This window comes from Bartonella sp. AP40SXNS, from assembly GCF_042195825.1.
Lineage (GTDB): Bacteria > Pseudomonadota > Alphaproteobacteria > Rhizobiales > Rhizobiaceae > Bartonella.
Map to the genome: position 1 here is coordinate 151,742 of NZ_JBHIPB010000002.1, position 18,133 is coordinate 169,874.

The 18,133-nt window shown below is 37.1% G+C and carries 14 protein-coding genes and 2 pseudogenes; 8 read left to right on the forward strand and 8 right to left on the reverse strand.

Going from position 1 to position 18,133, the window contains the following annotated elements; all coding sequences use genetic code 11:
* Window positions 1-1,042: 1,042 nt before the first annotated feature.
* Both ACFILZ_RS01895 and trxB read right to left on the reverse strand, forming a co-directional pair.
* Window positions 1,043-1,948 (reverse strand): LysR family transcriptional regulator, encoded by a 906-nt coding sequence (locus ACFILZ_RS01895; RefSeq protein ID WP_273791217.1) that lies wholly within the window; start codon window positions 1,946-1,948, stop codon window positions 1,043-1,045.
* Window positions 1,949-1,990: 42 nt separating this feature from the next.
* On the reverse strand, window positions 1,991-2,947 hold the full coding sequence (trxB, locus tag ACFILZ_RS01900) for a thioredoxin-disulfide reductase (protein WP_375606331.1): 957 nt from the start codon (window positions 2,945-2,947) through the stop codon (window positions 1,991-1,993).
* A gap of 310 nt (window positions 2,948-3,257) precedes the next feature.
* On the opposite strand from trxB, the gene ACFILZ_RS01905 reads away from it, so the two are divergent.
* Window positions 3,258-4,652 (forward strand): TrkH family potassium uptake protein, encoded by a 1,395-nt coding sequence (locus ACFILZ_RS01905; RefSeq protein ID WP_375606332.1) that lies wholly within the window; start codon window positions 3,258-3,260, stop codon window positions 4,650-4,652.
* A 1,233-nt stretch (window positions 4,653-5,885) separates the two neighbouring features.
* On the opposite strand, the gene ACFILZ_RS01910 is transcribed toward ACFILZ_RS01905, so the two are convergent.
* Both ACFILZ_RS01910 and greA read right to left on the reverse strand, forming a co-directional pair.
* Window positions 5,886-6,944, reverse strand: coding sequence for a glycosyltransferase family 4 protein (locus tag ACFILZ_RS01910; protein ID WP_375610129.1), 1,059 nt, complete (start codon window positions 6,942-6,944; stop codon window positions 5,886-5,888).
* A gap of 17 nt (window positions 6,945-6,961) precedes the next feature.
* Window positions 6,962-7,435 carry a transcription elongation factor GreA gene (gene greA / locus ACFILZ_RS01915; protein WP_375606334.1) on the reverse strand — a complete coding sequence of 158 codons (474 nt, stop codon included), beginning with the start codon at window positions 7,433-7,435 and terminating at the stop codon, window positions 6,962-6,964.
* Between the two features lie 336 nt (window positions 7,436-7,771).
* On the opposite strand from greA, the gene ACFILZ_RS01920 reads away from it, so the two are divergent.
* The 3 genes from ACFILZ_RS01920 to ACFILZ_RS01930 all read left to right on the forward strand — a co-directional run bounded on the left by ACFILZ_RS01920 (window position 7,772) and on the right by ACFILZ_RS01930 (window position 12,115).
* Window positions 7,772-8,086, forward strand: coding sequence for an SH3 domain-containing protein (locus ACFILZ_RS01920; RefSeq protein ID WP_375606335.1), 315 nt, complete (start codon window positions 7,772-7,774; stop codon window positions 8,084-8,086).
* A 260-nt stretch (window positions 8,087-8,346) separates the two neighbouring features.
* Window positions 8,347-10,656, forward strand: coding sequence for an excinuclease ABC subunit UvrB (gene uvrB / locus ACFILZ_RS01925; RefSeq protein WP_375610128.1), 2,310 nt, complete (start codon window positions 8,347-8,349; stop codon window positions 10,654-10,656).
* A 667-nt stretch (window positions 10,657-11,323) separates the two neighbouring features.
* Entirely contained in the window at window positions 11,324-12,115 is a 792-nt protein-coding gene (locus ACFILZ_RS01930; RefSeq protein ID WP_375610127.1) for a BA14K family protein, read from the forward strand.
* 68 nt (window positions 12,116-12,183) lie between these two features.
* On the opposite strand, the pseudogene ACFILZ_RS01935 reads toward ACFILZ_RS01930, so the two are convergent.
* Window positions 12,184-12,495, reverse strand: a pseudogene (locus ACFILZ_RS01935) (MBL fold metallo-hydrolase); the annotation flags it as partial.
* Between the two features lie 4 nt (window positions 12,496-12,499).
* On the opposite strand from ACFILZ_RS01935, the pseudogene ACFILZ_RS01940 reads away from it, so the two are divergent.
* Window positions 12,500-12,898 (forward strand): annotated as a pseudogene (locus tag ACFILZ_RS01940) (sensor histidine kinase); the annotation flags it as partial.
* A 482-nt stretch (window positions 12,899-13,380) separates the two neighbouring features.
* Complete coding sequence (locus ACFILZ_RS01945) at window positions 13,381-14,004, forward strand: BA14K family protein (RefSeq protein WP_375607753.1); 624 nt, start codon at window positions 13,381-13,383, stop codon at window positions 14,002-14,004.
* Window positions 14,005-14,073: 69 nt separating this feature from the next.
* Here ACFILZ_RS01945 and ACFILZ_RS01950 read toward each other — a convergent pair whose 3' ends face one another.
* Window positions 14,074-14,724 (reverse strand): MBL fold metallo-hydrolase, encoded by a 651-nt coding sequence (locus ACFILZ_RS01950; protein WP_375606477.1) that lies wholly within the window; start codon window positions 14,722-14,724, stop codon window positions 14,074-14,076.
* Window positions 14,725-14,868: 144 nt separating this feature from the next.
* On the opposite strand from ACFILZ_RS01950, the gene ACFILZ_RS01955 reads away from it, so the two are divergent.
* A complete protein-coding gene (locus ACFILZ_RS01955; protein WP_375606339.1) occupies window positions 14,869-15,573 on the forward strand; it encodes a response regulator in 705 nt (234 codons plus the stop codon).
* 8 nt (window positions 15,574-15,581) lie between these two features.
* Window positions 15,582-16,922, forward strand: a complete 1,341-nt coding sequence (locus ACFILZ_RS01960; protein ID WP_375607754.1) for an ATP-binding protein — start codon at window positions 15,582-15,584, stop codon at window positions 16,920-16,922.
* Window positions 16,923-16,967: 45 nt separating this feature from the next.
* Here ACFILZ_RS01960 and ACFILZ_RS01965 read toward each other — a convergent pair whose 3' ends face one another.
* Entirely contained in the window at window positions 16,968-17,468 is a 501-nt protein-coding gene (locus tag ACFILZ_RS01965; protein ID WP_375610126.1) for a YbjN domain-containing protein, read from the reverse strand.
* 403 nt (window positions 17,469-17,871) lie between these two features.
* Entirely contained in the window at window positions 17,872-18,117 is a 246-nt protein-coding gene (locus ACFILZ_RS01970) for an accessory factor UbiK family protein (RefSeq protein ID WP_375606341.1), read from the reverse strand.
* Window positions 18,118-18,133: the final 16 nt, after the last annotated feature.

Sequence of the window (18,133 nt, forward strand, 5' to 3'; positions counted from 1 at the left end):
AAATAGATGCTGTAGATAAAGATCAAAAAAATCTAGCTATCAAATAAATGAATCGGTCTCTTATCATAAGAGATGACAAGCCTATTCTGCTTTCTCCATTCAATTTATAACTCTAAAAAAGACCGAGCACTTTTAAACACAATTGCCCTTATAATCAAAGGCCCTTACAATAAAATCTCTTCTATTTCTTTCTCAGCTTCTTCTTCGTCCTAAAATGAAGAAGAAGCCACCTCCCATCGTTGTGTAAACAATCCAGTTTCCTTTAAGTTCTATCTAATAACTACTTGATTTACTTCATAGGCTTTATGAACAAGACCTGCCTTAAATATTCATCTCACATTCTAATAAAAAGCACTTCATGTATAAGGTTTTAAATATTTTATATCACGCTCCTAAAAGACAGACTTTTACAGTACAGTAGAATACCCCCTCTCAAACTCCTCATTGAATTTTAGTATTCTTAAAAAAATTGTTGGATATCCGCCAGTTTCGAAATTTTTTCTTTATCATCTTCCCATATATTGCAATTTCTAGGGACTCTTTCAAAAATTAAAAAAAAGCCGGACATATGTCCGGCAAATTTGGAAAATCCTCAGAGATAAAATCAATCTGATAGATCTTCGTAAGGGAACACTCAAGAAAACGAAACTGGGAGGCAACATAATCAAGAGATAATATTCTATGTCATTTTATAAGGAAAAGCACAATAAAGACTTAAGCGTATCTGCTATGCGATAAACACATAGCTTTAAATTTGTCTCCATCATGTACCACTCTCTTTAATTAAATAGTAAAAATGTTAACTACACCATCACACGATTTTCCATTTTTCAATATATAATAACCCTCACCGTTGCTAGCATTCATAAAAAACATTTATCCCTCTTTTCAAAAATATTTACCCGCACAGACTCCCTCCACTTTTAATGTGCAACAAATAATTTTAATTGATTCAATATAGGCAAATTTGAAACGAAAGAATATTACGGGAGTCTCAAGTTGCAAAATAGCTAATTGTCCCTTATAAATTAAGATATTAATATTAAAAAGACCACTGACGGGCTTTTAAAAAAATATAATCTCGAAAAGCATTTAACCTTGCCAAATTCTTTAAATTATAAGGATAACAAAAAAAAGTATCAAAAGAAGGAATATCAACCATATCAGGAAAAAGACGCACTAAATGCTCATCATTATTGACGATATAATCAGGAAGCACAGCAATCCCAAGATCACGCATAAGCGCATTCTTTATTGAGATGATATTGTTGATTTGTAGAACTGAAACGCGCAATGATCCATCACTTCTACCAGCCTTTTCCAACCAATTTAAACCAGACAAATAAGGTGGAACCGGTTCACCGAACGAAATAATACGATGCTCATCGAGATCAGACAATTTTTCCGGCTTTCCATAATTTGCAATATACTTTTCCGAAGCATAAACATGCATATGAATTGTAAAGAGTTTTCTTTGTATAAGATCAGGTTGTTTGGGTTGATGTAAGCGAACAGCACAATCCGCATGACACATTGTCAAATCAAGCTCTTCATCGGAAAGCAAAAGCTGAACCTGCATATCAGGATAAAGACTAAGAAATTCTGGCATACGCTCTGCAATCCACCCAGCCCCCATTCCAAAGGTCGAGGTCACACGCAAGTGCCCCGTTGGTTTTGCATAGCTTTCACTTAATTGCAAACGCACACTTTCAAGCTTCATCAAAACATCATGAGCTGTACGATAAAGAGTTTCTCCTTGTTCTGTAAGAATCAAACCACGCGCATGACGTTGAAATAAGGATACCCCAACCTCTTGTTCTAAAGCCGAAACCTGTCGTGAAACGGCTGATTGAGATAAATGAAGTTTTTGAGCAGCATGCGTAAAAGATCCCGCTTCTGCTGCAGCGTGAAAAACCCTTAACTTATCCCAATCCAACGGTGGCGCCACAATTAATTTTACCTCTATATTCTCTATGTTCTCAATGGGTGACTAACGCTTGAGTATATCCAAAAACCGTTCTGCTTCCAACGCTGCCATACATCCTCTTCCCGCAGCTGTTACAGCTTGGCGGAATGTTTCATCTGTCACATCCCCAGCAGCAAAAACACCAGCAATGCTTGTTGCTGTTGAGTCCGGTGCTGTCCATAAATAGCCACTTTGTTTTTGTTTCAGCTGTCCTTCAAACAGAGAAACAGCAGGATCATGCCCAATGGCAATAAATATGCCCTCTGCATTCACTTTCATCTCGTGACCTGTCTTAACATTTTTCAGACGTGCCCCTGTTACAACAGCGCCCATTGAATCTTGAGCGGGTAGCCCCAAAATTTCTTCGACCACATGATCCCAAAGAACACGTACATTATTACAAGCTAGCAACCTATCTTGCAAAATTTTTTCTGCCCGAAACTGCCCCCGCCTGTGAACCACGCTTACACTTTTAGCCAAATGCGATAAATAAAGTGCTTCTTCAACAGCCGTATTTCCTCCTCCCACGACAATAACGTCCTTATCACGATAAAAAAAGCCATCACATGTCGCACAAGCGGAAACACCTCCGCCCATAAAGGTCTGTTCACTTTCTAAACCAAGCCAGCGCGCTTGAGCTCCTGTTGCAATAATCAGTGCATCACAAGAATATTGTGTTCCTGAATCCCCATATAAAACAAAAGGATACTTCAACAAATCAGCCTTTATAATTGTATCATAGACAATTTTTGTCCCCATATTCTCAGCTTGTTTTGCCATTTGCTCCATCAACCATGGTCCTTGAATGGGATCTGCAAAACCTGGATAATTCTCAACATCAGTTGTAATTGTTAATTGCCCACCCTGCTGCAAGCCCGTCACCAAAACCGGCTTAAGCATTGCTCTTGCTGCATAGATCGCCGCTGTATAACCAGCCGGACCTGAGCCAATAATCAGCAGACGAATATGAGATTGTACCATTAAATCCCCTTCACTTTATTATAAATTAATTATTCTATAAATGATAACGGAATGCAGCCTTTTAAAAAAATATTTTTCAAGAGCCCTAATTATGTTATGTATACTTCTTTTCAAGTTTTATGAAAAGGTCTGATTACCAATTCATCAAGGCGCGCTAATGTTAAGAATTAATCCTTATCCTATAAAGAGAAAAATGTAACTTCTTATGAGCACAAAACCATAATAAAAAGAGATACAAAGATAGGGAACGATCATTTTTCAATTTATTATCAATGTCTGTGCACGTTTTGCCTTAATCATGGGAGGAGCAATGCTTTTGCCAATTTTTGTGGATTTGCACGACAACAATCGTAATTGGATAAGCTTTCTCTATTCTTGTGCCATAACCACCATGTTAGCAACGCTGATTCTTTTAGCAACTAAGGGGGCTACTTGTCGTTTTTCAGCACGCCTTGGTTTTATGCTCACTGTTTGTCTTTGGCTCACAGGAAGCATCGTGGGTGCCTTACCTCTTTATCTTTCCCCTCTACCCATTTCTCTAGCAGGTGCCATCTTTGAATCTGTCTCTGGAATTACAACAACAGGCTCTACAGTCCTTTCGGGTCTTGATAATTTGTCGCGAAGTATTTTGTTATGGCGTTCTATCATATGCTGGATTGGAGGCATCGGTTTTATCGGTTTAGCCCTCTTGATTTTGCCTTCACTGCGTGTGGGGGGAGTACGACTTTTTCATATGGAATCATCTGATAAATCTGAAAAAATATTGCCTCGCATCAACCAAATTGCTAATGGAATTATCATAGCTTATGTTGGTCTCACATTGGCTTGTATGCTTTCTTATTTTGCTGCAGGCATGAATTTATTTGATGCCATTAACCATGCAATGAGTACAGTAGCAACTGCTGGTTTTTCGACTCACGATGCTTCTTTTGGCTATTTTTCTAATACACCAGCTATCTTAATTATCTCAACAATCTTCATGTTGCTTTCTGCTTTACCCTTCGTCCTTTATGTTAAATTAGTTCTTCCTGGACACTCCAAACGCTTCCTTGATCCACAAGTAATTGTTTTTCTCCATATCGTTCTCCTTTTCAGCTTTGCTTTAGCAGTGTGGCTACGGTTTCATGATCATCGCGCTTTCCATTTGGTTTTTCTTGATGCCATTTTTCACCTTTCATCCATTATTAGTACCACAGGTTACAGTGCTGAAGATTATCAACTTTGGGGCCCCTTTGCGCTTGGAATTTTCTTTATTGTTTCTTTTACAGGTGGGTGTGCTGGTTCTACTTCTGGTGGTATGAAAATCAATCGCCTTATTATTCTTTGGCGTATTACACAAACAAATATACAAAAACTTCTTTCTCCTAATGTTGTCGTAAAAGCTCGCTATGATCACTCAAATATATCAAACGATGTTGCTCAAGCCGTTTTATTTTTTGTATGTCTTTATATGTTCTGCCTTGTTATCGGCACTGCACTTTTGCTTACAACCGGTCTTGACTTTACCTCTTCCTTTACAGGTGTCTTAACCGCACTTTCAAATGTTGGTCCAGGCTTTGGAGATATCATTGGCCCTGCAGGTAATTTCTCTACAATCAATGATAATGCTTTATGGATTTTAAGTTTTCTAATGTTAGCTGGACGCCTTGAAATCATAACAATATTCGTCCTTTTTATTCCCGCTTTCTGGCGTGAACAATTCTAATGCATAGAGTATTTTATGCTACCATGATAAAAAATTTACAAGATAAAAAGGCGAGAACAGTATGCGTCATAATATTCACCCCTCACCCAATCTACTGAAGATTTCCTAAAATTTCATACAAAACATCATATCAATGATATAAAAATAATTCAACAAAAACAATCAAATACCAATACTCTCAAAGCCATAACATATAAAACTTCACTTTATTGATCTTCTTTATCAAATAAAGTGGACGCATAGAACATTCTTTTTTACGAATAATCCCTCATGCAAAAATATGAATATTTGCTGATAAAAGTGTTTTTTCTCTTTAATAGAACAACATCTTTATGGAAAATAGAATGCATTCTATTACAAATTTACAAGCTTGTTAAAAAACATCTCACAATACTCATCTTATTCATTTCACAACAATTCTTATGAAAGGTATAAGATATAATTGGTCCCATCATTTTTACTTAAATAATAAAGTGCATACCGAAACCACAACATAAGATACAATTAGCACCATCATATTATTTTTCTGCTGTTAATGTGCAACAGACTGCATTTCAGACAATTTATAAGAAATCTCTTTACACCTTTCTTAAATAGTTTTTATCCGCCACATGCTCTCTTCCAATTGTGATGTGCAAATGTATAGTTTTTATTGATTTACTATAAACAGATTTGACATGGAAGAATCATACGATATTGAAAGTTCTTATTCAAATTGCAAAGATAAATTATTTATATGATATCAATATATGAATCAAAGCACATTTTGTTTATGAATTTCTACTACCCGAAAATATGTACAACTATTTTATCCATGAAAATACTACAGAAAACCTCAAAAATTTTCTCTCATTTAAGATAAGAATTTTTTTGCTCTATATTTAAGTCTTACAAAACGTAATAATATTAGCATGACAGCGTTAAGATAGTGCATAAATCTCTAGACTTTAAAAGTTAAAGTATTATTTTCTCATTCTAAAATATTGCTGGAATTAAAATAATTCTTCTCTCTCCTCGTATGCTTTGTCATAAGCCATATATCGCTCTCAAACCTATAGATTTTTTAATCTTTGATCCCAAACTTTGAGAACTTCTTATAGCGTTATATGAAAGACATGATAAATTTTTTGAAATAACACTTATATAATTGAGATGTTTTCTTGATGATCATAAAAAACCTTTAAAGGAAACACTTTTTATCATTCCTCAAGAAGATTTCTGATATAATATATTTTAAAGTATTTTTTCCGCAAACAGTTCTTTGTAAATACTTCCAATCTCAATTGCCTCCTTTTCCAAAGGAAAGTGAGTACGAACATGGGTTAAAGCTTTCTTTCCGGCCGCTAATGTTTTTTCTACATTAGAAAAATAAAGTTCAATCGCTGCCGTTAAAGCCGAACCATCTCCTGCTTTTACAACCGTTCCTGTTTCTGCTACTACCAACTCTTTATAAGCTCCCGCATCACTCGTTACAACCGCAACCTGTGATGCCATTGCCTCTAATGGTGTTAAACCGAAACCTTCTGTACGAGAAGGTGCCACATAAAGTGATAAACGACGATACCATAAAGGTGTATCCAGAATCTCACCAAGAAAAATAATGCGATCATTCAGATCAGCCTTAGCAATCTTTTGGCGTAATTCTTTTTCAAAATGATAATGTTGTTCTGTCGTACGACCAGCAATAAGTGCTGTCCACTCAGGATAGTGGGGCAATAATGCTATCATAGCATCAACAAATAAATCTGTTCCCTTTGAGCTACGCACACGTCCAAAACATCCTACCGCATATTTTCCTGGAAATCCTGTTGAAGAAAAGTAATCATTAAGAGTCTGTGGTGGCGTAAAACGCCTTACATCCACCCCATGCATAATAACCTTGTGAGGCACTTCTAGATAAGCACCCGTATGCGTACTGGTAGCAATAACTCTATCCATACGGCGAATCAACCATTTGGTAAAAGGCTTATGATGGCGTTGTGAAGCCGATGTGAATATAAGCCTCAGCTTCATTCGCAAGATATCGCGTAAAAAGATCCCACAAAGCATCTCAATATTGCGTCGTGCATGCCAAATACGAAATGATTTCCCTTTCGGACTTTTCCAAAGTCCGAAAAGGTCCCTAAAGGTAAGAGCAGGCAAGTTTTGTGGTAATCCAAATCCCAAAGTAGATATACGCACCCCCTGTTCGCGCTGTAGTGGAATAAGCTGAATAATCGTAGATGTCACTCCCGACAAACGCTTTTTTAAATGAGGCGCAATAACCTCAGTTTCTTCCAAAGAGATACGCATAATAATCCATATGTTATTTAGATGTACTGAACCTTAATGATCTCATAATTATGCGCACCACCTGGTGCATTCACCTCAATCACATCACCTTCTTGCTTGCCAATAAGTGCACGTGCGATAGGCGAAGAAATAGAGATTTTACCAATTTTTACATCAGCTTCTTGATCCCCTACAATCTGATACACTTTTTTTTCTTCAGTATCCTCATCCAAGAGTTTAATGGTTGCGCCAAATTTTATTTTGTCACCTGAAAGACGCGAGACATCTATCACTTCTGCTCGTGCGATATAATCTTCAAGCTCATTTATACGCCCCTCATTAAGACTTTGCGCTTCTTTAGCTGCATGATACTCGGCATTTTCTGACAAATCACCATGTGCTCGCGCCTCAGAAATTGCTTCAATAATCCGCGGACGCTCCTGTTGTTGACGCCAACGCAACTCTTCTTTAAGACTTTCAAAACCAGCTGTAGTCATCGGAACTTTTTCCATAATCCGTCCCTTTCTATTACACGGAAAGTTTAATAAAAATACAAAAAACGGCTTCCAAAATTACTTTTGGAATCCGAAAACTACGATCTTTTTCATTATATAGTACAGTCTCTCTGTTTTCCATATAAAAATAAATAAAGGGAACAAAACATGCACCAATAGTGTTTAAAACATCTCATTTTGGTGTTTAAAATATTAAAATTCACTCTACTGCTGAGTCTCCTAAAGAAGAAAGAATTGTATTTTTTTCTGTTTTATCATAGTCTGGCAAAAGAAATCATATGTGATACGAAGAGAGAAGGATAGAAAATTACTAAAGAAGTTCTTTGCAGTAAAATGAAAAAAATCATAATTTTTTTTATGTTTGTTCCTTTCTTTTTAACTACAACGATATCCGAGGCAGCAGAGGCCTTTGTTACGAGAAATCTTAATTTTAGAGCAGGCCCCAGCACTCAGTATGCGCTTTGTGGCTTAATCTCTGCGGGGGAATTGGTCTTTGTCAAAAACTGTGAAGGAAACTGGTGCCATATCCGATATAACGCTCAAATGGGTTGGGTGTCATCTCGTTATCTTTCATTTAAAGATGGAAATGATCTTTATCACACATACACAATGCCTTTAGTGCCCAAACGTACCGATTATTCTCCATAACAGCCATAATAACTTATGCCCTCTTGAATATCATCATGGAAAAAATGCAATAGTGTCTATGAACAACCACAAATATGCTCCCTCCAAAGAAATACTTCGAAGAATTTGTCTCATAGAAAAAACTTGATCAAGATCCTAATGAAAGCTCCAATAAACCAAAACAAATCTGTTCAATAATGTTTTGCTGTTGTTGTAATGAAATTGTAAAAATTAGTATTTTCTTTAAAATCACCAGCACGCTTCTATCAAAGGATACAACAATGAAAAATGGTGTTACTGCAACAGTAGAAGCTCTTTCTGCTCTCATTGCTTCAGGTAATCCTCTTTTTAAGAATGGTGCATTATGGACACCTCACCGCCCTATTCGTCCTGAAAAATCTGAAGGTGGTATTCCATTTCAACTCGAAACATCTTTTAAACCAGCGGGAGATCAACCTCAAGCCATTAAAACTCTGGTTGAGGGAATTCAAAAAGATGAACGTACACAAGTGCTTTTGGGTGTTACCGGCTCAGGAAAAACCTATACAATGGCCAATATCATTGAAAAAACACAGCGTCCAGCTCTGATTTTAGCTCCAAATAAAACTTTAGCGGCACAGCTTTATGGAGAATTTAAAAGCTTTTTTCCTCACAATGCTGTCGAATATTTTGTTTCTTATTATGACTATTATCAACCAGAAGCCTATGTTGCACGCTCTGACACTTATATTGAAAAAGAGTCTTCTATTAATGAACAAATCGACCGGATGCGTCATGCTGCAACACGTGCCGTCTTAGAGCGTGATGATGTTATTATCGTCGCATCTGTCTCCTGCATCTACGGAATTGGTTCCGTAGAAACCTATACGGCCATGACCTTCGAAATAGAAAAAGGGGACAAACTCAATCAACGAAAACTCTTGGCTGATTTAGTCTCTCAACAGTATTATCGACAAGATATCAACTTCGTTCGTGGTTCCTTTCGTGTACGAGGGGATACAATCGAAATTTTCCCTGCCCACCTCGAAGATCGTGCTTGGCGTATTTCGCTCTTTGGCGATGAAGTGGAAACAATTACGGAATTTGATCCTCTCACCGGACAAAAAACAGGCGATCTTCAATCAATTAAAATTTATGCCAACTCACACTACGTAATACCACGCCCAACACTTAACCAAGCGATGAAATCTATCAAAATGGAACTCGTTCAACGCCTCGATGAGTTGAACGAAGCTGGGCGTCTTTTAGAAGCACAACGTTTAGAACAACGTACAGTTTTTGATTTGGAAATGTTGGAAACCACCGGTTCATGTCCGGGAATTGAAAATTATTCACGTTATTTAACAGGACGAAATCCCGGTGAACCACCCCCAACTTTATTCGAATATATTCCACTCAATTCTCTTGTTTTTATCGATGAAAGCCATGTAACCATTCCCCAAATTGGTGGTATGTACCGAGGTGATTTTCGCAGAAAAGCAACTTTAGCAGAATATGGTTTTCGCCTCCCTTCCTGTATGGACAACCGTCCTTTGCGCTTTGAAGAATGGGATGCCATGCGCCCACAAACAATTGCTGTCTCCGCAACACCTGGACGCTGGGAAATAGAACAATCCCATGGTATTTTTGCTGAACAAATCATTCGCCCAACAGGGCTTGTCGATCCAGAAACAGAAATTCGTCCAGCACGCACTCAAGTCGATGATGTTGTGAATGAAGTTCGGAAAACAATTCAAAAGGGCTACCGTACATTGGTGACAGTTCTCACAAAGCGTATGGCCGAAAACTTAACTGAATATCTCCACGAACAAGGTATTCGTGTACGCTATATGCATTCCGACATTGATACATTAGAACGCATTGAAATTCTACGCGATCTTCGGCTTGGCACCTTTGATGTCCTCATCGGTATCAACTTGCTCCGAGAAGGCTTAGATATTCCAGAATGTGGTTTTGTTGCCATTCTAGATGCCGATAAAGAGGGCTTTTTGCGCTCTGAAACTTCCCTCATACAAACAATCGGACGTGCTGCACGTAACGTAGATGGCCGTGTTATCCTCTATGCAGATACGATCACTGGTTCCATAAAACGAGCCTTACAAGAGACACAAAGACGTCGACAAAAACAAATAGCCTATAATGAAGAACACCATATCACACCGAAAAGTATCAAAAAAAATATCGGAGATATTCTCAATTCAGGCTATGAAAACAACCATATTCGTACAAATATCCCTGATGTCATCGAGAAAAAAAATATGGTTGGCAACAATTTAGCATCTCATATTAAACACCTCGAAAAATTAATGCATGAAGCAGCTGCTGATCTTAATTTTGAAGAAGCAGCACGCCTTCGCGATGAAATCAAACAATTACAAAAGATAGAACTAGAACTCGCGGAGAATCCCTTAACACATCATAGAGAACAATCCCCCCAAGAGCCCGTGTTACAAGCAAGTCTTTTCTCCAAACCAGACCTTGCACACATGGGACCAACCATGGACATTGGTATTTTGGAAAATCAAAAAGGAAAATCTCGTAAAAACACCCCTAATCAAGCAACAATAAAGCGAAAAAAACGCAATCAATGAAGGAGCAAGAAATTTCACACCGCCAAAACTAATCTTTAGCTCTTCTAAAAAACTGACTATCGATGAAGAGCAAACAGTATTGCCCTAAAAATAGATAACAGCAAATATTAAAAATATTCCAATTTTTCTAAGACAACATAAGAGAGGATATTTTACAAAAAATGCCTAAAATTATTGACTTTTCAAAAAATCTTTCTTGTTCAACCTTATTATAAAAATCTTTAAAACTGTAAAAACTTCTAAAATATAAATAAATGCAGACAAATTTTAAAAAATATCTTCCATGAAACAAAATATTACTACAAATATATTATATTTATACAATTATACTACAATATATAATTTAATATTAATCATAATTATATAGTGATAAAACTATAGGCTTTATTTATAAAATAGTTATTAAATTACATTAAATTAATTGATAGGAACAAATTATTCCCAAATAAATACTTTATACAACATAGTAAAAATCATCTACTACCAATACAATCTTATCAATTAAATACATTAAATTGAAATCAAAATTTTGTCAGTATCTATGATAGCTTTTACTAAATGGCTTATTTATTTGTTTTGTCACAATAAAGTCCCAAATTGTTCAGGCTCTATTCAGTTTGAAACGTGTAGGATGTGAAAAATACGAATTAACACAAGGAGCATCATTATGAAAAAAGTGATCAGGTTAGCGGTATTATCAGCAATGTCAACTGTGACCATTTTGATGCCGCTAAATGCAACGCTTGCGGATATGGCATGGAATCGTAGTGACTCTATCTCGAGAGAAATAGATGATATGATGAGGAAGATGCGTAAAGAAAGAGATGATGCGATAAGGGAAATAAGGAAGAGAGCTGATATTCTGCCTTGCGGTTTTTCTCACTCCCATTGTTCTGATAAAAAACGTGGTTTTTTTTCTGATGATTTCCAAAAGTTTGTTGATGATTTCCACAAGAGTTCTGATGACAACAAGAGAAGATTTAAAGCCAAACATGAAAGGTCTGTAGCCAAACATAGTAAGACGGAACAACAACAACAACAACACCATCACCACCACCACCACCATTATCATCATGTTGAAAACAAAACATATCATTACGTCGAGCGCAAAAAGACAAAACACAGTAATATTCATATAGACAACTCAGGAGATGCTTTAGCGGTGGGCATTCTTGGTCTTGCAACAGGTACAATTCTTGGTACAATTTTAAAAAAACCAGAACAGCCACAAGTGGTTTATCAAATAGTACCACAAAGTCAGGTAATTTATCAAAAAGTTCCGCAAAATCAAAGGGTTTATCAAGTGCAGCAAACGGTGGCATATGAGCCATTCCAGCAATCATTAGAATCTGATTGGCTTAACTATTGCAAGAAAAAATACCGTTCCTTTAACCCTAAAACAGGGACCTTTCGAGACCGTAATGGTTTGGAACACATTTGTTATGCCCCAATAAATTAACTTCTGTTGCGTCCTACTAAAAAAGTTTTAAATGGCAAAAAAACGCTTCAAAGCGTTTTTTTGTTTTCTCATATATTAAAATCTTGAAGAAAAGGATTATTTTGGCGCTCATAGTCTATACTACTTTTGGGATCATGCCCACAGATAAAACAAACATCATCGCCTAAGGGTAAAACTTTTTCTCGAAGGGATTTCATCAATTTTTCATAAGAACAGAAGGGGAAGTCCGTACGTCCAATAGAACCACGAAAGAGAACAACACCCAAGAAGGCTAAGCGCTCTTTCTCATTGAAATAAATAACATGACCAAGGGAATGCCCCAGTGTATGCAAAACCCTAAACTCATGTCCAGCAAAATACACACACTCACCATCTTCTAACTATATCGAACAACGCCCCATGATGCTTGCGGATGTAAGCCATGATTTAAGAACCATTCTCACCCGTTTTAAACTTCAGCTAACATTAGCAAATACTGACTTTGATATCAAGCCGCTTGAGCAAAATGTGAGCGACATGCAAAACATGTTAGAAGATTACCTTTCTTTTGCCCGTAGTGAAGAAAGTGAGTGTGTTAAAACTTTTGATTTAAATGCTCTTATGCAAAAATTCTCTACCGATGCACATCTTCACAAACGTCAATTTTCCTACACCATTGAAAGCCCTACACAAATACAGGCACGCCCACGTGCCTTCACGCGTCTCATCAGCAATCTTGTGTCAAATGCATTTTGTCATGCCAATACTGTCAAACTAACAGCCATATCCCAACAAGAATGTTTCCCATATATCAAAAAAAGTTCCCGCAATATATTATATTTATACAGTTATAATATGATATCGAACTCAATATTTAGCCTCACAAGAGAGTAGTGAAACAGGACTGTATTCAATCACACAAATAAGGTGAAATAAGGTTCTATCTTAGCACCATAAGCCTATAATAAAAAACGATAACTTTTATTCATACACCTATTGTTCAATTCATATTGTATCAAGCAATAAAAAAGTACTCATCAATAAATAATTTATAACCAATAGTAAAAAATCTGGTGCTCTAAATACAAGCTGCTTAATTAAGCTTAAGAAGAGTACATTAATTGAAATCAAAATTCTGTCATGATTTTATTTTATTGTATTGATAATAGTTTTAACTAAATGAATTTTTATTTTTTTGTCACAATAAAGTCCAAAATTGTTCAGTCTCTATTCAGTTTGAAACGTGTAGGATGTGAAAAATACGAATTGACACAAGGAGCATCATTATGAAAAAAGTGATCAGGTTAGCGGTATTATCAGCAATGTCTACTGTAACCGTTTTGATGCCATTAGATCCAACGCTTGCGGATATGGCATGGTATCATAACTATGATATGAGAAGGGAGGCTGGTTTACCGTCTCACAATTTTAGCTCCCATTTTTCTCATAGTGAACATCACTCTTTTGATAATCCCCACAAGCGTCATTATGTTAGCCATAAATGGGGAGCACAACAACACCATCATGTTGAACACAAGACATATCATTATGTCGAGCGCAAAAAGACAAAACACAGTAGTATTAATATAAATAACTCAGGAGAAGCTTTAGCAATGGGCATTCTTGCTCTTGCAGCAGGTGCACTTCTCGGCAAAATTTTTAAAAAACCAGAACAGCCACAAGTTGTTTATCAAACCGCACCACAGCATCAAATTGTATATCAACAGGTTCCACAAGAACAGATAATTTATGAAGCTCCGCAAACGGTGGAATATGAGCCAGTACAACAATCATTAGAATCTGATTGGCTTAACTATTGCAAGAAAAAATACCGTTCCTTCAACCCTAAAACAGGAACTTTCCGAGACCGTAAAGGCGTCGAACACCTTTGTTATGCCCCAATAAATTAACTTCTGTTCTGCCCTACTAAAAAGTTTTAAATGGCAAAAAAAACGCTTCAAAGCGTTTTTTTTGTTTGCTCATATATTAAAATCTTGAAGAAAAGGATTATTTTGGCGCTCATAGCCTATGCTACTTTTGGGACCATGCCCACAGATGAAACGAACATCGTTGCCTAAAGGTAAAACTTTTTCTCTAAGAGATTGCATCAATTTTTCATGGGAACAGAAGGGGAAGTCCGTACGTCCAATAGAGCCACGAAAAAGAACATCACCCAAGAGGGCTAAGCGCTCTTTTTCATTGAAATAAATAACATGACCAGGAGAATGCCCTGGTGTATGAAAAACCTTAAACACATGTCCAGCAAAATGAACGCACTCACCATCTTCTAACCATCGATCAGGAATACAAATGCAAGCATCAGTGATGCCATAATTTTTTGCGCTTTCGCTCACGGCATCCATCACAGGCTTATCATCGCGATGTGAACCGATAATTTTTACATTAAGCGCTTCTTTCACTTGCATTGCTGCTCCTACATGATCAAAATGACCATGTGTTATCCAAATAGCCTCAACGATAACACCATTCTTTTCGATTACGTCTTGAATCCGCGGCCAATCACCACCAGGATCAACGAGAACCCCCGTTTTACATTCACTATCAAAAAGCAAAGTGCAATTTTGTTGGAATGTCGTAACTGGAATAATATGTATATTAAGACTACCCATCATATCCTTTTCAAAAATAACTTTTTTCAATTTATAAATAAAACTTTCTCTCCTTTAAGGTAAAGGTGCTGCTCGACAGCTTTATACAACTTATGTAAACTTGCACTTTGTGTAAACTAAATTTTTATCAAGGTTTTTTTAAGAATGAGCAATCACGTTCAAGTTTTGTGTGACGATGCCCCTCACCTTCTTGTGATTGATGACGATACGCGTATTCGCAATCTTTTATTTCAGTTTCTCATTAAAAATGGATTTCGTGTTTCAGTTTCAGCCAATGCGAATGAAGCAAGACGACTGTTAGCAAGTTTAGATTTTGATCTTCTTATTGTTGATGTCATGATGCCTGGCGAAAACGGTATTGATCTCACTCATTCACTCCGTCAAACAAAAGATGTCCCTATCTTCATGTTAACAGCTTTATCAGAAATAGACAATCGTATCCGTGGATTAGAAGCAGGGGCAGATGATTATCTGGCTAAGCCGTTTGACCCTCGTGAACTTCTCCTTCGCATCAACGCCATTTTACGACGTGGTTTTCCCCTTAGCCAACCTAAAATTGAGCAAATCATTTTTGGTCCTTATATATTTTCAATTTCACGGCGCGAACTCAAAAAAAGAGGAGAAATTATTAAATTAACCGATAAAGAACAAGAAATGATGATCATTTTTGCCGAAAATGCAGGCGATACAATTCCGCGCCATAAATTCGCGACCGATGACAGCAATATAAGTGAACGTGCCATTGATGTACAAATCAACCGCCTTCGCCGTAAGATCGAAAAAAATCCAGCACTTCCTATATGGCTCCAAACTGTGCGAGGAATAGGGTATAAACTCTCAATTGAATAGGCACAAGAATGTTCAAACCTTTAAGATTTTTTTTTCGATGGCTAACGAAAAAAATGCCTAAACGGCTTTATGCTCGTTCTTTGATCATTATTATTGCTCCCATGGTGCTTCTGCAAACGGTTATTGCTTACGTCTTTATGGAACGTCATTGGCAAATGGTAACCGAGCGTCTTTCAACTGCTGTCGTGCATGATATTTCAGCCATTATTGATATTATTGAAACATATCCACAACAAGATAACTATGAAGATATCAAGCGTATTGCACAACAACGTATGGGATTAAACATTTCTATTCTCTCTCCTGCCCCCTTACCCCCACCGGGACCTAAGCCATTTTTTGCAATTCTTGATTATTTTTTAAGCGAAGAAATCACCCGACAAATTAACCGTCCCTTCTGGATCGATACCGTAGGAGATTCTGATCTTGTTGAAATCCGTATCCACCTTGGTCACAACATCTTGCGTGTCTTCGCTCCGCGCAGCCAAGCCTATGCTTCCAATACCTCTATTTTTTTAAGCTGGATGGTAGGAACAGCTCTTGTTTTGTTGTTGATAGCAATTTATTTCTTACGCAACCAAATAAAACCAATTCAACAACTCGCTGAAGCGGCTGAAAGCTTTGGGCGAGGTCGTCCCTTACCAAAAGGATTTCAACCACAAGGAGCTGATGAAGTCCGTCGTGCAGGCATCGCTTTTTTACGTATGCGAGAACGTATTGAACGCCAAATAGAACAACGCACCATGATGCTCTCAGGAGTAAGTCATGATTTAAGAACCATTCTTACACGTTTTAAACTTCAGTTAGCATTAGCAAATACTGGCTTTGATATTAAACCGCTTGAGCAAGATGTAAGTGATATGCAAAATATGTTAGAAGATTATCTTGCCTTTGCCCGTGGAGAAGGAAGTGAAAGTGTCAAGACTTTTGATTTAAATGCTCTTATGCAAAAATTCTCCACCGATGCTCATCTACACAAACGTCAATTTTCTTACACCATTGAAGGACCTACAGAGATACAAGTACGTCCCCGTGCTTTCACACGCTTGGTTAGCAATCTTGTATCAAATGCATTTTGTCACAGCACGACCGTTAAACTAACAGCCAATTCTCAACAAGAATCTTTTATATTGATAATCGACGATGATGGACCTGGAATTCATAAAAATATGCGTGCAGAAGTTTTTAAGCCATTTTTCAGAATTGATAAAGCACGAAATCAAGATGCAAGTGGAACAGGACTTGGTCTTTCTATTGCCCAAGACATAGCACGCAGCCATGGTGGCAATATACAATTAGACGAGAGCCCACTCGGGGGATTGCGCGCTATTCTTGATATCCCCCGATGAATCATATTTCAGTAAACAGTCTGTAAAAATAACAAACTTGATATTTTAGGCATTCCCTACAGTTTCAAACAAAGTGTATTGTAATGCCTTGTAAGCGCTTTCTCCCGATAAAGCCACCATCTGAAATGCAACATAATGGCTTTCACAGGCTTTAAGTGCATTTATCAATAATGTTTCAACTTGTATATGGGATGGATGCGCCCCACCAGCCAAAAGAAGACCTTGCCGATAAATAACCGAGTTATTTCTTTGCCAATAATCAAAATGTCCCAACAACAATTTTTCATTAATTGCTAGCAATAAGCGCTGTATTTCGGCTGTTCGAGCATTTTTAATAGAAAGATCAAACGAACAAGCTAAATGAAGTGCTTCATGCTCTTCCATCCATGAAAAAGCAAGACGATAGTTTGCGCGTTTTCCTTCCACACAAACGCTAATTTCATCTTGTGCATCTCGCTCAAACGACCAATCATATTCACAGGCAATCTGTTCGATAAAGTCAACAGGGTGCTCTTTTCTTTCTGTGGCGCAAAATGCAAGCCTCATCACAATCCTCAATCATCTTAAAACATTGTCAACAGAATATAAACCGCTTAAATTGTAACAATATTTGCTACAATCAAACCTCTTACACCAAACAAATACACATTAAAAACATCAACAAAACACAAACACCTAGAACACAATCGCGCTCTTTAGGGAAACCTGATAATCATGAAACGAATCATCAAGTTTTTTCAGTGTATTGATACAATTTGATAGCGCCAGCCCCCCTGATTCAAAAAAATGTATTTTTACCCAAAAAAAATCAAAAATAAACAAATGCTCCGCTCTAACAGACTCAAGATTAAGCATTTTTTAGTTTCACGCATCATATTGAAAAATTGGGGATATTTTTTTGAAGATTCTTTTTTTTAAACTATTTTACTTTTTTGTGTCTGCGTTTTTTTTAATCATCTTTTTTTAAATCATCAAGGCGTCTTTTCAAATCAGCGTTATCAGTATGGATTTTCAGCACCATCTCCTTAAAAGTCTCAAACTCTTCGCGAGAAACAAGATCAAGTTTGTTTGCTATCTTTTCAGCCTGCACACGAAAAGCTGTTCCAGCTTCACGTCGTATGCCTTGCGCAACGTCAGCAGCATCTGTTGCTAATTTTGCTAATTCATCAAGAATACGATTTGATCCATTACGCATAACCTTTTTCCTTAAA

Excerpts from the sequence above, each read along its gene's own strand:
- trxB (WP_375606331.1), bottom strand. The coding sequence starts at position 2,947 with ATGGTACAATCTCATATTCGTCTGCTGATTATTGGCTCAGGTCCGGCT.
- ACFILZ_RS01905 (WP_375606332.1), top strand. The coding sequence starts at position 3,258 with ATGCTTTTGCCAATTTTTGTGGATTTGCACGACAACAATCGTAATTGG.
- ACFILZ_RS01910 (WP_375610129.1), bottom strand. The coding sequence starts at position 6,944 with ATGCGTATCTCTTTGGAAGAAACTGAGGTTATTGCGCCTCATTTAAAA.
- greA (WP_375606334.1), bottom strand. The coding sequence starts at position 7,435 with ATGGAAAAAGTTCCGATGACTACAGCTGGTTTTGAAAGTCTTAAAGAA.
- ACFILZ_RS01920 (WP_375606335.1), top strand. The coding sequence starts at position 7,772 with ATGAAAAAAATCATAATTTTTTTTATGTTTGTTCCTTTCTTTTTAACT.
- uvrB (WP_375610128.1), top strand. The coding sequence starts at position 8,347 with ATGAAAAATGGTGTTACTGCAACAGTAGAAGCTCTTTCTGCTCTCATT.
- ACFILZ_RS01930 (WP_375610127.1), top strand. The coding sequence starts at position 11,324 with ATGAAAAAAGTGATCAGGTTAGCGGTATTATCAGCAATGTCAACTGTG.
- ACFILZ_RS01945 (WP_375607753.1), top strand. The coding sequence starts at position 13,381 with ATGAAAAAAGTGATCAGGTTAGCGGTATTATCAGCAATGTCTACTGTA.
- ACFILZ_RS01950 (WP_375606477.1), bottom strand. The coding sequence starts at position 14,724 with ATGGGTAGTCTTAATATACATATTATTCCAGTTACGACATTCCAACAA.
- ACFILZ_RS01955 (WP_375606339.1), top strand. The coding sequence starts at position 14,869 with ATGAGCAATCACGTTCAAGTTTTGTGTGACGATGCCCCTCACCTTCTT.
- ACFILZ_RS01960 (WP_375607754.1), top strand. The coding sequence starts at position 15,582 with ATGTTCAAACCTTTAAGATTTTTTTTTCGATGGCTAACGAAAAAAATG.
- ACFILZ_RS01965 (WP_375610126.1), bottom strand. The coding sequence starts at position 17,468 with ATGAGGCTTGCATTTTGCGCCACAGAAAGAAAAGAGCACCCTGTTGAC.
- ACFILZ_RS01970 (WP_375606341.1), bottom strand. The coding sequence starts at position 18,117 with ATGCGTAATGGATCAAATCGTATTCTTGATGAATTAGCAAAATTAGCA.